Origin of the sequence: Microbacterium psychrotolerans, assembly GCF_031085295.1 — a bacterium.
GTDB classification, from domain to species: Bacteria; Actinomycetota; Actinomycetes; order Actinomycetales; family Microbacteriaceae; genus Microbacterium; species Microbacterium psychrotolerans.
In genome coordinates this window covers 212,521-227,587 of the sequence record NZ_JAVFWO010000003.1, presented here as the reverse complement: position 1 = coordinate 227,587, position 15,067 = coordinate 212,521, and the positions used below count along the sequence as shown (strand labels likewise).

13 protein-coding genes are annotated in these 15,067 nt (G+C 70.8%); 9 read left to right on the top strand and 4 right to left on the bottom strand.

Going from position 1 to position 15,067, the window contains the following annotated elements; translation table 11 throughout:
* The first annotated feature begins 7 nt into the window (after nucleotides 1-7).
* Nucleotides 8-979 (top strand): glycosyltransferase family 2 protein, encoded by a 972-nt coding sequence (locus Q9R08_RS10185; RefSeq protein WP_308867889.1) that lies wholly within the window; start codon nucleotides 8-10, stop codon nucleotides 977-979.
* A gap of 14 nt (nucleotides 980-993) precedes the next feature.
* Here the strand turns inward: Q9R08_RS10185 and Q9R08_RS10180 are convergent, their stop codons facing one another.
* The 4 genes from Q9R08_RS10180 to Q9R08_RS10165 all read right to left on the bottom strand — a co-directional run bounded on the left by Q9R08_RS10180 (nucleotide 994) and on the right by Q9R08_RS10165 (nucleotide 5,672).
* Nucleotides 994-2,184 carry a glycosyltransferase gene (locus Q9R08_RS10180; RefSeq protein ID WP_308867888.1) on the bottom strand — a complete coding sequence of 397 codons (1,191 nt, stop codon included), beginning with the start codon at nucleotides 2,182-2,184 and terminating at the stop codon, nucleotides 994-996.
* A 24-nt stretch (nucleotides 2,185-2,208) separates the two neighbouring features.
* Nucleotides 2,209-3,726: a sugar transferase gene (locus Q9R08_RS10175; protein ID WP_308867887.1), complete on the bottom strand. Its 1,518-nt coding sequence runs from the start codon at nucleotides 3,724-3,726 to the stop codon at nucleotides 2,209-2,211.
* A 180-nt stretch (nucleotides 3,727-3,906) separates the two neighbouring features.
* Nucleotides 3,907-5,103 carry a glycosyltransferase gene (locus Q9R08_RS10170; RefSeq protein WP_308867886.1) on the bottom strand — a complete coding sequence of 399 codons (1,197 nt, stop codon included), beginning with the start codon at nucleotides 5,101-5,103 and terminating at the stop codon, nucleotides 3,907-3,909.
* Nucleotides 5,100-5,672, bottom strand: coding sequence for an acyltransferase (locus tag Q9R08_RS10165; protein ID WP_308867885.1), 573 nt, complete (start codon nucleotides 5,670-5,672; stop codon nucleotides 5,100-5,102). The genes Q9R08_RS10170 and Q9R08_RS10165 overlap by 4 nt, the downstream gene beginning before the upstream one ends.
* A gap of 204 nt (nucleotides 5,673-5,876) precedes the next feature.
* Here Q9R08_RS10165 and Q9R08_RS10160 point away from each other — a divergent pair, with 204 nt between their 5' ends.
* The 8 genes from Q9R08_RS10160 to Q9R08_RS10125 all read left to right on the top strand — a co-directional run bounded on the left by Q9R08_RS10160 (nucleotide 5,877) and on the right by Q9R08_RS10125 (nucleotide 15,051).
* A complete protein-coding gene (locus Q9R08_RS10160; protein WP_308867884.1) occupies nucleotides 5,877-7,658 on the top strand; it encodes a fatty acyl-AMP ligase in 1,782 nt (593 codons plus the stop codon).
* On the top strand, nucleotides 7,655-9,400 hold the full coding sequence (locus tag Q9R08_RS10155) for an acyl-CoA dehydrogenase family protein (RefSeq protein ID WP_308867883.1): 1,746 nt from the start codon (nucleotides 7,655-7,657) through the stop codon (nucleotides 9,398-9,400). Before Q9R08_RS10160 ends, Q9R08_RS10155 begins: the two co-directional genes overlap by 4 nt.
* Nucleotides 9,397-10,494, top strand: a complete 1,098-nt coding sequence (locus tag Q9R08_RS10150) for an acyl-CoA dehydrogenase family protein (RefSeq protein WP_308867882.1) — start codon at nucleotides 9,397-9,399, stop codon at nucleotides 10,492-10,494. Before Q9R08_RS10155 ends, Q9R08_RS10150 begins: the two co-directional genes overlap by 4 nt.
* 19 nt (nucleotides 10,495-10,513) lie before the next feature.
* Nucleotides 10,514-10,768, top strand: coding sequence for an acyl carrier protein (locus Q9R08_RS10145; protein ID WP_308867881.1), 255 nt, complete (start codon nucleotides 10,514-10,516; stop codon nucleotides 10,766-10,768).
* Entirely contained in the window at nucleotides 10,755-11,456 is a 702-nt protein-coding gene (locus tag Q9R08_RS10140) for a 4'-phosphopantetheinyl transferase family protein (protein ID WP_308867880.1), read from the top strand. The genes Q9R08_RS10145 and Q9R08_RS10140 overlap by 14 nt, the downstream gene beginning before the upstream one ends.
* A 24-nt stretch (nucleotides 11,457-11,480) precedes the next feature.
* A complete protein-coding gene (locus tag Q9R08_RS10135; RefSeq protein WP_308867879.1) occupies nucleotides 11,481-12,791 on the top strand; it encodes a UDP-glucose dehydrogenase family protein in 1,311 nt (436 codons plus the stop codon).
* Between the two features lie 236 nt (nucleotides 12,792-13,027).
* A complete protein-coding gene (gmd, locus tag Q9R08_RS10130) occupies nucleotides 13,028-14,071 on the top strand; it encodes a GDP-mannose 4,6-dehydratase (RefSeq protein WP_308867878.1) in 1,044 nt (347 codons plus the stop codon).
* Nucleotides 14,068-15,051 (top strand): GDP-L-fucose synthase family protein, encoded by a 984-nt coding sequence (locus tag Q9R08_RS10125; protein ID WP_308867877.1) that lies wholly within the window; start codon nucleotides 14,068-14,070, stop codon nucleotides 15,049-15,051. Before gmd ends, Q9R08_RS10125 begins: the two co-directional genes overlap by 4 nt.
* Nucleotides 15,052-15,067 lie beyond the last annotated feature (16 nt).

The window sequence follows — 15,067 nt, the reverse complement described above, 5'->3', positions numbered from 1 at the left end:
ACCGCCCGTGCAGACCCCGGCCACCGACGTCACCGTCGTCATCGTGAACTACGAGACCCGCGACGACACGGTCGCGTGCGTCGGCTCGGTGCTCTCGTACCTCGGCGGTGTCGACGCGCAGGTGGTCGTGGTCGACAACGGATCGCGGGACGGCAGTGCGGCCGCGCTGCGGGCGGCGCACCCGGGCATCGATGTGATCGAGGCCGGCGAGAATCTCGGCTTCGCCCGCGCGGTCAACCGTGGAGCCGCCCTCGCCCGCGGCGAGTTCGTCCTGCTGCTCAATCCCGACGCGCTCATGCTCGAGCACTCGCTCCCCCGGCTGATCCGCTTCGCCCGCGAGAATCCGCAGTACCGCATCGTCGGCGGGCGCACGCTGCGCGCCGACCTCACGCTCGAGCCCTCGTCGTGCTGGGGCGCGCCGACGCTCTGGTCGCTCAGCATGTACGCGACGATGCTGTCGACCGTCTTCCGGCGCTCCCGCCTGTTCGACCCCGAGTCGCTGGGCACGTGGTCGCGCGACACGATCCGCGAGGTCCCGATCATCACCGGGTGCCTGCTGCTCATCCGCCGCGACGACTTCATCGCACTGGGTGGCATGGACGAGGACTTCTTCCTCTACGGCGAGGACGCCGAGTTCAGCATGCGGGCGGCCGCACGGGGCATGGCGCGGGTCGTCTATCCGCCGGCGGCGATCATCCACACCGTTGGCGGGTCGTCGGCAGGCAGCTCGAAGGGCTCGATGGTGCTCGCAGGCAAGGTCACGTACCTCGAGAAGACCTGGTCGCCGCGACGAGCTGCCGTCGGCGTGCTGCTGCTCAAGACCGGTGTCGCCGTGCGCGCCACCCTCGAGACCGTGACACGCCGGGCGAACCGGCCGTGGACGACCGTCTGGCGGCGTCGCGCCGACTGGGCGTCGGGCTACCCGCACGCCGAGGCGGCGCTGTTCGGCCGGCCCCTCCCCGAGCCTGCCGCCGCCTGACCCGACCCGGCGCGCTAAGCCGACGCCCGCATCGCGGCGGATCCCATGGACGCCGAACCCGTCCGCGGCCCGGAGGCTGCGGCATCCGTCGCGCCCTCGCCCAGCACCCACGTCCGCACCTCGGCGACGAAGCGCGAGATGTCGAACTCCGCGGCGCGTTCCCGCGCGGCGGCCGGGTCGATGCGGTCCAGGCCCGCCACCGCCGCGGCGAGCTCGACCGGGTCGTCCGGATCGACCGTGAAGCCGGTCACGCCGTCGATCACCGACTCGGCGGCGCCGCCCACGCGATTCACGATGACGGGGCATCCTGCCGCCATCGCTTCGACGGGGATGATGCCGAAGTCCTCGACCGGCGGGAACACGAAGGCGAGCGCGCGCTGGAACAGCGCCCGCATGAGAGCGTCCGACACGAACCCCAGCATGTGCACGGGCACCGACGCCGACGCGGCGAGCACCTTCAGGTGGTCGCGTGCGGGCCCGGTGCCCGCCACGACCACCGGCACGCCCAGCCGATCGCCCATCCGGATCACCGCGTCGTGGCGCTTGTACGGCACCAGTCGCGACGCCGCCATGAGGTAGCCGCGCTCGGGGAGCGCCTCGAGCACCGCCTGCTCCTCGCCGGTGAGCGCGTCGGCCCAGTCCCCGCCCTCGATGATCTCGCGGGCCTTCACCGGCGGGTGGATCACCCGCGCGTCGCGCTCCCACGCGCGGAGGATCCGTCGGCGCACGAACTCGCTGTTCGCCGCCAGATCGCCGGCGCGCGCCGCCGCTGCGCGGTCCACGCGCTTGAGCACGCTCCGCGCGGCGGCGAGCGCCGCGGAGCTTCCGCGCCCGTCGAGCTCGGGCTCCCACAGATAGCGCGCGGGCGAGTGCACGTATGAGAACTTGGGCACACCGTCGCGCCGCGTGCCGAAGTCGCAGTGGTGGGCGAAGACGTAACTGCTCGTGAGCACCCAGTCCGGCAGCGAGCCCACCGTCGCCGCCCGCCACGTCGCCGGCATGAGGGGCAGCCCCATCGCCTTGTGGCGGCGCAGCGGCGTGCGGGCCATCCACGACTCGTGCACCGTGCTGCGGGGGAACCGCTCGCCGTCATCGCTCCACAGCGCGAACATCCGTGAGTCGGGCAACGCCAGCCGGAAGGCGTCCAGCACCTGTTCGGCGCCGCCCGAGCGTTCTATCCACTCCTGGACGATGAGACCTGACATGATTCCTACGACCTCTCGGGTGGTTCAGTAGGCGCCGTCGCGGTGAAGGACGGCTTTGGCGGTCTTCGCGAGGACGACGATGTCGCCGGTGATCGACCAGTTCTCGACGTAGTACAGATCCAGCCGCACGCTGTCCTCCCACGAGAGGTTCGACCGGCCGTTGACCTGCCAGAGTCCGGTGATCCCCGGGCGGGTGAGAAGTCGGCGGCTCACGGGGCCCTCGTACTGCTCCACCTCGCTCGGCAGCGGCGGACGCGGGCCGACCAGGCTCATGTCGCCACGCAGGACGTTCCACAGCTGCGGCAGCTCGTCGAGCGAGTAGGCACGCAGGAATCGGCCGGCGCGGGTGACCCTCGGGTCGTCCTTCAGCTTGAACAGCACGCCGTTGCCCTCGTCGAGCGCGCGCAGCTGCGCCAGACGCGCCTCAGCGTCGACCACCATCGAGCGGAACTTGAGCATTGTGAACCGCGCGCCGTGGGCGCCGACCCGCTCCTGCCGGAAGATCACAGGACCCGGGCTGCCGAGGCGGACGGCCACAGCGATGGCGGCGAACACCGGCGAGAACAGCACGAGCGCGACCGTGACGACCGACACGTCGAACAGCCGTTTGACCGCGTGGCTGTACCCCGAGTACCGCGGCAGGTCGACATGCACCATGGGAAGGCCGTTGATGGGCCGCATATGGATGCGTGGGCCGGCGACGTCGGTGAGCCGCGACATGAGGATCAGCTCGACCTGCGAGTTCTCGAGCTCCCATCCGAGCCGCCGGATCGCATCGTTGCCGCCGGGCAGGCTCCCCGCCACGATGACCGCACGCGCCCGTCGGCTCTTCGAGACCCGTGCGACCTCGTCGAGCGGCACGAACGGCAGCACCTCAGTCGCTTCCTCGACCGGGCCCGCGTGCGGCGAGCCCGGCGTGCTCACGGCGATCGCGCGGTAGCCGATGCGGTAGTGGCTGCGCAGCTGCGACACGACGCGCAGCACGTCGTCCTGCTCGCCGACGACGATGGCGCCCGTCATGCACCGTCCCGCGCGCCGCAGCGCGTGCAGATACGTGCGCCACACGCCGCGCCCCACGATCAGCAGCATGAGCCCCAAGGGCAGCGCGATCGCCAGGTAGCCGCGCGCCGGCTGCAGCTGGAACAGGTAGGCGACGACAGCGAAGGCGCCGAAGGTGAGCAGCGTCGACTGCAGCACGCGCTGGTACTCCACCATGCCGGTGCCCGTGTTGCGCAGCAGCCTGCTGCGTGTCGCGGCGAGCGCGACCAGCCAGACCACGATGAGCGCGATGCTGATGAGCCCGTACGCGACGTCCGCCGTCGAGACGGCACCGGCGCGAACCGGGTCGCCGAACCTCAGGAGCTGCGCGGTGAACACGGCGATCGCGATGGCCGCGGCATCCGTCGCGATCATGCCCCAGGCGAGACGGCGACGCCAGCCCAGCCTGCGCGGCTGCGGAGCGATCTCGGCGACCGTCGAGAACAGCTCGACGGGAGACGCCGGTCGAGCCGTCGAACGAAGATCGAGAAAAGCAGATGACACGGGCGCACCCCCAAAGAACGCAACCGACACGCATAACGAGGCCATCGGCCCCAGTGCCCGTCGATGCGATCCCCGCTCGCGAAGGCCACGCTAGCGGCGCCGCCACGGCGATACCAGCGAGGTCACCACCTGTTTACACAGCCTTCGGGCGCGCGTGACACGCGCGAAACACCGGGGGCGTCAGCAGCCGCGGGCGAGGGCGATGATCCGCTCGTGGCGCGCGGTCCACGAGTTCGCCTCGACGAAGGCGACCCGCGCCGCCTCGTCTGCCGGTCCCGCCTGCAGGGCGTCGTCCACCACGTCGACGAAGTCCGAGACGGCAGGCGTCAGCCATACGCGGTCGCTGATGTCGCGCACGGGCGGCAGATCGATCGACAGCACGGGCAGACCAGCGGCAAGGTACTCATACAGCTTCAGCGGGCTCATCGCCTCGGTCAGCGGCGTCCGCCGGTGCGCGACAAGGGCCAGATCGCAGTTGCGCAGCGTCGCGATCAGCTCCCGGCGGCCGACGCTGCCGTGCACATGCACGTTGGCCAGCGCCCGCAGCGGCGCGATGTACGCCGCGTCGGGCAGCGGACCGAGCAGGACGGTGTGCACGTCAGGCCGGGCACGCGCGAAATCGGCGATCCCCTCCACGTCGAGCCGGCTGTCGAGCGTGCCGACGTACACGGCCCGCGATCGCGGCACGCGGGCGAGCCACTCGGGCTCCGGCGGCGGCACCTGCAGCCATTCCGCGGGCTCGACGCCGTTGGGGACCACCTCGTGGGGCCCGGTCGGCTCGATGCGCTCGAGGATCTGCGCCGAGACGGCGACCACGCCGCGACCCGACGCCGAGATACGACGGTAGGCCTCCCGGAAGGCCGGCCAGTACTCGCTGCGACCCGGCGAGCTCAGCCAGTCGTCGCGCGCGAAGAACGTGGTCTGACGAGTCCACTCGAAGGGCGAGAAGCCGGCGACGAGCGGATTGCAGGTCAGCGCCACCGGTTCGCTGAGCCCGCGCCGCTCCGCCTCGCGACGCAGCGACGCGTCATACTCCGCGTACTCGGCGGCGACCTCCGTCGGATCGAGACGGTCGGCGCGCCGCCGGCGGGCGGGTGAGTGGAGCCAGATCCGATCGGATGCCGGAAACCGGGCGTCCCGGTCGAGCACCGGCGACATCGTCACCCGGGGCAGCCAGCGGAACGGGTTCGCCACCACCATGCGGCCGACGTTCGAGCTGCGCATGAGGCTGGAGACGATGCGATCCGGCGGTCGCATCATGCCGCGACGCACGGCGTCGGCGTAGGTCTCGAAGGAGAAGGTGAAGACGAAGTCGTCGGTGCCTTCGGCTGTGCTTCGGGCGGCCGTGCGGTGGATGCGCGAGTCCGCTTCCGTCACCCGGGCACCAGCTCTCGCACCACGCGTGCCGGCGCGCCGACGGCGACCGTTCGCGGCGGGATGTCGCGGGTGACGACCGCGTTCGCGCCGACGACCACCCCCTCCCCGATCGTGACGCCGGGCATCACCACGACGTTCTGGCCGAGCCACGCGCCGCGGCAGATCCGCACCGGGCGCGCTTCGGTCAGGGGCTGGTCGCGGATCGGCACGTCCACGAGGTCGAAGCCGTGGCTGTGGTCGGAGATGTAGACCCCCGCCGCGATGCCCACGGCCTCCTCGATGACGACGCTGCGCACCGCCGAGATCGATGTTCCCCGCATACGCACCCGGTCGTGGAGCTCGATCACAGGCCCGGGCTCGTCGCGCGAGGGGACCATCAGCCATGAGCCCGCGCCGATGAGCACGCCGGCGCCGACGGAGATCCGGTCGGGGTTCGCGATGCGCGCGGGCAGCATGATGCGCGAGCCCGCACCGAACGACTGGAAGCCGCCTGCGACGAGCCGGCTGTACGCCGAGTCCCGCAGCCGCTGCGCCCCCAGCAGCACCCCATACCCATTGATCCGCCCCACGCCGCTCAGATTAGCCGCCGCGATCGGCACCACGAGGACGGTGCCGGAGAGTTAACGCGCGTGTAACAGCGGCGTCGCCTGCATCGGTCAGTCTGTACCACGAGGGTGCCGCAGTGTCGCCGCTGGATCCGTCGGCTGGTATGGCTGTGGGGAGTGGACGGAACTCGCGGGGTGCGAAGGCGTCAGGACCGAGGGGAGTCCGCGATGACCGAGAGTGAAGTGCACGTGCCACGGGGCGTGGCGCCCGCGAGGGAGGGCGGCGCGGCAGAGATCGGGACCGAGTTCGTGCGCAGGCTGCGCCGGTCGTCGATGGATGCCGCGGGCCGCGGCATCCGCTTCTATCGCTCCCCCGTCGACGTCGCCGAGGTGTCGTACGTCGACCTCGACGCCGATGCGCGGGCCCGCGCCGTCGAGCTCGTCCGAGCCGGACTCGTGCCCGGCGACGTCGTGATCCTCGCATTCGAGCCGGGCCTTCCGTTCGTGCGTGCGCTGCTCGCATGCCTCTACGCGGGCGTCGCGGCAGCCCCGGTGCCGATCACCGCGATGCGGAATGCGGATGCCGTGCACCAGCGCCTGCTCGCGATCCTCGAGGACGCCGGGGCGAAGGCCGTGCTCACCGAGACAGGGGCCCTGGACGGACTCGGCCTCCGCGGCGAGACGTCGATCGCCGACGCCGCCGTGATCGCCGTCGACGGACCTGCCGCAGCCTCTCCGGAGGACTGGAGCATGCCCGACATCGACGAGTCGGCGCTCGCGATCCTGCAGTACACGTCAGGATCGACCGGTCTGCCCAAGGGCGTCATGGTGTCGCACGCGAACCTGTACGCGAACCAGCAGGCGATCGGCGACATCGTCGGCCTGACGGCGGAATCCGTCACCGTCGGCTGGCTGCCGCACTACCACGACATGGGCCTCATCGGACAGATCCTGCAACCCATCTTCGCCGGCGGCACGCTGCACATGACGTCGCCGTCGCAGTTCCTGCGCCGGCCGGTGCTGTGGCTGCGCCTGATCAGCGAGCACAAGGCGACCCACACCGTCGGGCCGGACTTCGCCTTCGCCCTGTGCAGCCGCCTCGTGACGGACGATCAGCTCGCCGAACTCGATCTGTCATCGCTGCAGACGGTGATCACCGGCGCGGAGCCGGTCCGGATGGACACGCTCGACGCGTTCACCGCGCGGTTCGCCCCGGCCGGGTTCCGCGGCGAGGCGTTCGTGCCGGCATTCGGCATGGCCGAGACGACGCTGCTCATCACCGCGCATCGCGACACCGTGCCGCCACGGGCGATCGTCGTCAGCGCCGATGCGCTCGAGCGCGACGAGATCGCGCCGGCGAGCCCCGGCGAGCGCACCGCCGAGCTGGTGCCGTGCGGCCGGCCCGGTGCGGGCATGGACATCGCGATCGTCGATCCCGCCGCGGCGGCGGAGCTCCGCGACGGAAGGATCGGCGAGATCTGGGTGCGCGGCACGAGTGTGACGCAGGGCTACTGGCGCCGGCCAGACGAGACGGCGGCGGAATTCGGCGCGACCCTCGCCGGCGTCGCCGACGAGGTGTACCTGCGTACCGGCGACCTCGGCGCGATGGTCGACGGCGAGCTCGTCATCACCGGCCGCCTCAAAGACCTCATCATCGTCCGCGGGCGCAACATCTATCCCCAGGACCTCGAGCACAGCGCGGCGGAGCTGCTGGGCGCGGGATGCCTCAGCGCGGCGTTCGAACGCCCCGGCGCGGCGCCCGAGGTGGGCATCGTCGCGGAGGTGGATCCCTCGGCGACCGCCGAAGACCTCGATGCGCTCGCTACGGCGCTGCGCGCCCGGGTCGCGACGGAGTTCACGCTGCCCGCCCTGGGCGTGGCGTTGATCCGCAAGGGCACGCTGCCGCGGACCACCAGCGGCAAGGTGCAGCGCGCACTCACGCGCCGGCTTCTCCACCAGCAAAGACTGCAGCTCGTCCACCTCGACGGGTTCGAAACGGTTCCGGCATGACCGCGGTCGCGGTCGGCGCGGACGCCGGCACGCTCGCCCCCGTGCGCGCGTTCGACGCGTTCCTCGGGGACCCCGCCGACGACGAGGCAGTCGTCTCGACGAGACGATCGGTGCTGCTCGACGAGAGGTCGGCTTTTCCGGAGGACGAGATCGCGGCCGTCACCGCGTTCGGGCTGCAGCAGTGGTACGTGCCCGCGGCTCACGGCGGGATGCTCGGCGACGCACTCGTGCCGCTGCTCATGATCCGCCACCTCGCCCGGCGCGACTTCACCGTCGCCGCCGTGCACGGCAAGACGTTCCTCGGGGCGATCAGCGCGTGGGTCGCGGGCGGCGAGATCGCGACCCGCATGGCGGGCCTCGTCGACACCGGGCAGCCGGTGTCGTGGGGGCTCACCGAACGCGGCCGGGGCTCGGACCTCTCGCGATCGGCCACGTCCGTGCGGATCGGCCCCGGAAGCGTACGCGTCGACGGCGGGAAGTGGCCGATCAACAACGCTGTCCGCTGCCGGGCGATGACCGTGCTCGCCCGCTCCGACGAACGGCCCGGGCCGCGCTCGCTGTCGCTCGTGCTGGTCGACAAGGACGAGGCCGACCCTGCCACGATCGGGTACGAAGCCAAGGTCGCCTCGCACGGCCTGCGCGGCGCGAACCTCGCCGGCATCCGGTTCGATGGGTCCGTGGTCGGTGCGGACGCCCTCGTCGGGCCCGCCGGGCACGGACTCGAGATCGTGCTGAAGAGCCTGCAGCTGACCCGCCCGTTCACGACGGGCCTGTCGATGGGAGCCGTCGATCGCGCGCTGCATACGGCGCTGGACGCCGCCGCGCTGCCGGACGGCGCCCGCGGCCGCCTGCTCGACTCGCCCGCGTCCCGGCGTGCGCTGGGCATCGCCGTCGCCGACGCCCTCCTGGTCGAGTGCCTGATGCTGGTCGGCGTGCGTTCGGCGCACGCCGTCCCCGCAGAGATGGCGCTCGTGAGCGCGCTGGTGAAGTTCCTCGGCCCCGACACCGCCGACCTGCTCTTCCGCGACCTCACCCGTCTGCTGGGGCCGAGAGCCATCGTCGTCGGCTCGGAGGGTTCGGACGGCCTGCATCCGTCCGCCTTCGGCGCATTCCAGAAGGCCGCGCGCGACAGCCGCGTCGTCGGGATCTTCGACGGCAACTCGGTGGTCAACCTCAACATGATCATCAACGAGCTGCCCAACCAGCTGCGTCCGGCAACACCGCCGCCGCTGGCGGAGGTGCTCGCGCCGCTCCGCACGGACGTGCCCCACGGCGCGCTCGACACGGCGTCGCTGCGCCTGGTCACCCGGCACGGCTCACGTCTGCTGCGTTCGCTGCCGGCGCTCGTCGACGCGGTGGACGACGGTCGCACCTCCCGTGCCGTGGTGGACGCGGCGCGCTGGATCCGCGACGAATACACCGCGCTGCTCGACGAGGCCCGCGACCTACCCCGGCAGTCGCAGCCCGATCCGCTCGCCTTCCACCTCGCCGAACGATTCGCGCTCGGCTTCGGGGCCGCGTGCGCCTTGGCCGTCCATCTCGCACGGGCGGGCGCGATCCCGGGTCCGCTGGGGGAGAGCGACGCGTGGCTCGCGGCCGTGCTGCAGCGCGTGGCGTACCGGCTCGGGGCGGATCCCGTCGACACCGCGGTCGCGGACGCCCTCCTCGACGCCGCGCTGCGCGCGCATGCCGGCGGAAGCGGCGCGGTCACGCTGCTGCCCGCGTGGACGGAGCGAACGTGAGCATCGCCGAGAGTGTGGAGCACGCGCGTCCCGCCTTCCAGCGCGACGTCTCGGCCGGACTCGACGCGCTCGAGCCGCTCACAGGACGCCTCGCCGTCGGGCATCCCATCTCCGACGGCGACCACGTGGTGACGAGCGCGCTCCGGAACTATCGGTTCGACGCGCCGCACGCCCCGGCATCCGACATCCTCCCGATGGATGGTGTCGCCCGAACCCTGGCCATCCGGGCCGCCGTGCCGGCGGCTGCGCTCGGGGCGCTCGACGCCGCGCTGCGCGAGTCCGTGCACTACGCCCGCAGCCGTCAGCTCTACGGCGGGACCGTACTCGACATCCCGCATGCCCGCTCGCTGCTGGCGGCGGCTCTGGCGGACGCCCTCACCGCCGACGCGCTCAGCAGCGCCGCCGTGTGCCTGGCGGACGCGCACGCGCCGGGCGCCCCCGTCGCGGTCGCGTTGAGCGCGCACCTGTCGTGCCTGCTGCTGACCGAGGCGGCACAGCAGGTGTCGGTGCTTGCCGGCTCGACGTTCTACGCGCGGATCGCCCCGTTCGAGCTCATCGAGCAGCATGTGCGCGACCTCGCCGCACTGCCCACCCTCGTAGCCGAGCTCGCCGACGCGCTGCCGTCGGCATCCGCCGGAGTGGAGGCCTGGGGCGACGACACGGGCGCCACGGCGCCGCGCGCGCTCCTTCGTCCGGATGTTGCCGCAGCGATCGCTTCCGACTTCCCCGGCGCCGCCGAGGTGCACGCCGCGCTGGCAGCCCTGGCGGTCGAGACGCTCACCCGGCCGGCAGCGGGCGGCCGCGCGGGGGCAGACCCGCACCAGACGCTCGAGCTGGCGCATCGAGTCGCGCTGCTCACCGCGGCCGCAGCCGTCATCGACGGCTGGAGGCAGGCGCGCGGCTCAGACGCGATCGCGGCCGACCCCCTCGCGATGGAGGCGTGTCTCCGACGCATCCGGGGACGTGTGGTGCGACGACAGCCTCCGCTTCCCACCGACCTCGTGGCGCGGCTCGTCGCCCACGCCGAAGCCTGCGCCGCACGCGGCGAGGAGATGGCGATCGGTCCCGCACGCGCGACCGTGACGCCCCTGTGACCAGCGAAAGGACGACGCCATGCCCGCACAGCTGACCGCCACCGAGATCGAGCAGTGGCTCGCGGGACGCGTCGTCGCCTATGGCAAGATGCAGGCAGACGACTTCACCGTCGACACGCCGCTCGCCGAACTCGGGCTCGACTCGGTCTACGCCCTCACGCTCTGCGGAGACATCGAGGATGAATTCGAGCTCGAGGTCGACCCGACGATCGTCTGGGATCACCCCACCATCCGCGAACTCGCCGAGGGAATCCGCCAGCGTGTCGACGAGTGACCCCGCGAGCGGTGCACGCCGAAGTCTCGTCTCGGCGCGGGGGGTGCACGTCGTGGTGGGCCGCGTCCCCTCGCGCGACGACCTCGAGCACGACCCCGAGGACGCCGCCCACCTCCTCGGGGCGGATGCCGCAACCCTCGGTTCGCTCGACGAGTCACGAGTCGCCTCCTACCTGACCGCGAGGAGGTGGGTGCGCGACATCGTCACCGGGCGACTGGGGCGCGCCTGGCGCGGGTTCGAGGCGACTCCGCGCGGCGTCAAGCCACGACTCGAGGGCTCGACGCTGGACGTCAGCATCGCCCACGCCGGTGACCGGCTCGTGGTCGGCGTCGTCGAGCACGGCCGCATCGGCGTGGACGTCGAGCTCGTCGCACCGGTATTCGACCAGCCCGCGCTGGTGCGTCGCCTCTGCACGCCGACGGAACGCCGGCACGCCGACGGCCTGGAGTCCACAGGCCGGAGGGCCTGGCTCACCCAGCTGTGGGCGGTGAAGGAGTCCTACGCCAAGGCGGTCGGCGCGGGTCTCGCACTGGATTTCCGGGAGCTCGCGGTCGCCGATCTGCGTCACAACCACGCCGTTCGCGGTGTGCTGACTCCCGCATCGGGCGTCACTCATGCGAGGATCGCTGTCAGCTGGGTCACCGCCGCCCCTTCCCGTTTCCCGTCGTCCGTCCGGACGACGGCCTAGTCCCATCCCTGGAAGGGCACTCCCATGCGTCTGTCTGTCATCGGTTGCGGGTACCTCGGCGCTGTCCACGCGGCGGCAATGGCCTCGATCGGCCACGACGTCGTCGGCATCGACGTCGACCGGCGGAAGGTCGACGCCCTCTCGCGCGGCGAAGCACCCTTCTTCGAGCCAGACCTGCAGGAACTGCTCACCGCCGGAGTCGAGTCGGGCCGCCTGAAGTTCACGACCGACATGGCCGAGGCAGCCGGCGCGAAAGTGCACTTCATCGGCGTCGGCACACCGCAGCAGAAGGACGGCTACGCCGCCGACCTCACCTACGTGAACGCGGCCGTCGACGGCCTGCTCCCCTACCTGTCGCCCGGCGACGTCGTCGCGGGCAAGTCGACGGTGCCCGTCGGCACGGCCGCAGACCTCGCACCGCGCATCGAAGCGACCGGGGCGACGCTGGTCTGGAACCCCGAGTTCCTGCGCGAGGGCTACGCCGTCAAGGACACCATCGATCCCGACCGGCTCGTGGTCGGCGTCGATTCAGGCGATGACGGCCACGCCGCCGCCGACATCCTGCGCGAGGTCTACCACCCGGCCGTCGCCAAGGAGACGCCCTTCATCGTCACAGACCGCGCCACCGCCGAGCTCGTCAAGGTCGCCGCCAACGCGTTCCTCGCGACGAAGATCTCGTTCATCAACGCGATGGCCGAGATCGCCGAGGTCACCGGAGCCGACGTCACACAGCTCGCCGACGCGATCGGACACGACGTGCGCATCGGCCGCCGCTTCCTCGGCGCCGGGATCGGCTTCGGCGGCGGCTGCCTCCCCAAAGACATCCGCGCGTTCTCCGCCCGCGCCGAAGAGCTCGGGCGTGGCGAATCCGTCGCCTTCCTCCGCGAAGTCGACGCGATCAACCTCCGCCGCCGCGACCGCGCCGTCGATCTCGTCATCAACGCGTTCGGCGGCTCGGTGTTCAAGAAGAACGTCACCCTGCTCGGCGCCGCCTTCAAGCCCTACAGCGACGACATCCGCGACTCCCCCGCCCTCGACGTCGCCATCCGCCTGCACGGTCTCGGCGCCTGGGTCACGATCACCGACCCCGCCGCCATCGAGAACGCACAGCGCCTGCACCCGCAGCTGAATTACGTCGCCGATCGCGACGAAGCGCTCCGTGAAGCCGACGCCATCGTGCTCGTCACCGAGTGGGACGAATACCGCCGCGACCTCACCCCCGAACACGCCGCGACTCTCACCAACGGCCGCGTCGTCATCGACGGCCGCAACGGATGGGACGCCGCCGCCTGGCGCGCCGCCGGATGGACCTACTACGGCATGGGCCGCCCGTAGCGCTCAACCCGCGTCGCGATCGCCGTCGAAGCTGACACCTCGGCGGCGGTCGTCGTCGAGAGCGCCTGACGAGAGGCCTATTTTCCTCGGGCGGACTGCGGTATCGTCGCACTGTTCTCGACGGTGTGACAGCTCCCGACAGGTTCACCGAGCCTGGCTGCCGGCGTCGCGGATTCCGTGACTTGTGCGGAGACTGCCGTACGGCCTCCGCGAGTCGCTGGGGGACGGAGTACGACGTGAAGCGTGCACTCATCACCGGTATCACCGGTCAGGACGGCTCTTATCTCGCCGAGCTGCTGCTCGGAAAGGGGTACGAGGTCCACGGTCTCATACGCCGTGCGTCGACCTTCAACACGCATCGCATCGACCATCTCTACGTCGATCCACACGACCCGAGCGCGAGACTGTTCCTTCACTATGGGGATCTCAGCGACGGGGCGGGCCTGGTGACTCTGCTCATGAAGATCCATCCGGACGAGGTCTACAACCTCGCGGCTCAGTCGCACGTGAGGGTGTCGTTCGACGAGCCTGTGCATACCGCCGACACGACGGGCATCGGCACGATCCGACTGCTCGAGGCGGTACGCCTTTCGGGCATCGACACGAAGTTCTACCAGGCCTCTACGTCGGAGCTCTACGGAGCAACGCCTCCACCCCAGAACGAGCAGTCGCCGTTCTATCCGCGCTCTCCCTATGCCGCAGCCAAGCTCTACAGCTTCTGGATCACGAAGAACTACCGCGAGGCGTACGACATGTTCGCGGTGAACGGCATCCTCTTCAATCACGAGTCACCCCGCCGTGGAGAGACCTTCGTCACGCGCAAGATCACCCGCGCGGTCGCCCGGATCAAGGCCGGTGAGCAGAAGGACCTCTATCTCGGCAATCTCGACTCCATCAGAGACTGGGGGTACGCGGCCGAGTACGTCGAAGGGATGTGGCGGATGCTGCAGGTCGAAGAGCCGGAGGACTTCGTGCTCGCCACCGGCATCGGCTACACGATCCGAGACTTCCTCGAGGCGGCATTCGGGCACGTCGGCCTGGACTGGCAGGAGTTCGTCAAGTTCGACGAGCGGTATCTGCGTCCGACAGAGGTGGACGCACTCATCGGCGACCCCACGAAAGCCCACGAGAAGCTCGGCTGGAAGACCACACTCGACGGGACGGCGGTCGCCGAGCTGATGGTCGACGCAGATGTGGAGGCGCTGGACAAGCGTCCGGAGTGGATCGACGCCGTCAACCTGGTCTCCTGGACGTCCGAACCATCACTGGTCGCCAGGTGACGGCCGCGACCGACACCGTGCAGTACGCCCCGGCGCAGCTCGACCGGGACGCCACCTTCTACGTGGCAGGCCATCGCGGGCTCGTGGGATCGGCCATCGTTCGAAAGCTGAAGACCGAGGGCTTCACCGATGTCGTCGGCAAGACCTCCGCAGAGCTGGACCTGAAGGACCGTGAGGCGGTCTTCGCCTACATGTCCGACATCAAGCCGCGGTACCTCGTGCTCGCCGCCGCGAAGGTCGGCGGCATCCTCGCGAACAGCACCTACCCGGTCGACTTCCTCAGCGACAACCTCCGCATCCAGTCGAACGTGCTCGACGCCGCACTCGCAAACGACGTGGAACGAGTCGCCTTCCTCGGGTCGTCGTGCATCTATCCGAAGTTCGCCGAGCAGCCCATCCGCGAGGACTCGTTGCTCACCGGCCATCTCGAACCGACCAACGACGCGTACGCGATCGCGAAGATCGCCGGCATCCTGAACATCCAGGCCGTGCGTCGCCAGTACGGGCTCCCCTGGATCTCGGCGATGCCGACGAACCTGTACGGGCCGAACGACAACTTCTCCCCGAACGGCTCGCACGTGCTGCCCGCGCTGATCCGCCGCTACGACGAGGCGGCGAAGTCCGGCGCGGCGTCGGTGACGAACTGGGGCACCGGAACGCCGCGGCGCGAATTCCTGCACGCGGATGACATGGCGGATGCCGTGCTGCACCTCCTGGAGCACTACGACGGGCCGGAGCAGGTCAACGTCGGCACCGGCTCGGACGTCACCATCCGCGAGATCGCCGAGACGATCGCCGGCGTGGTCGGGTTCGACGGCGAGACGCAGTGGGACACCACCAAGCCCGACGGAACCCCGCAGAAGCTGCTCGACGTCTCGAAACTCGCACACGCCGGCTGGACATCGAAGATCTCGCTCGCAGACGGGCTTGACCGCACCGTCGCCTGGTACCGCGACCACATCGACAGCATCCGAGGGTAGCCGGGGCGGCCTACCG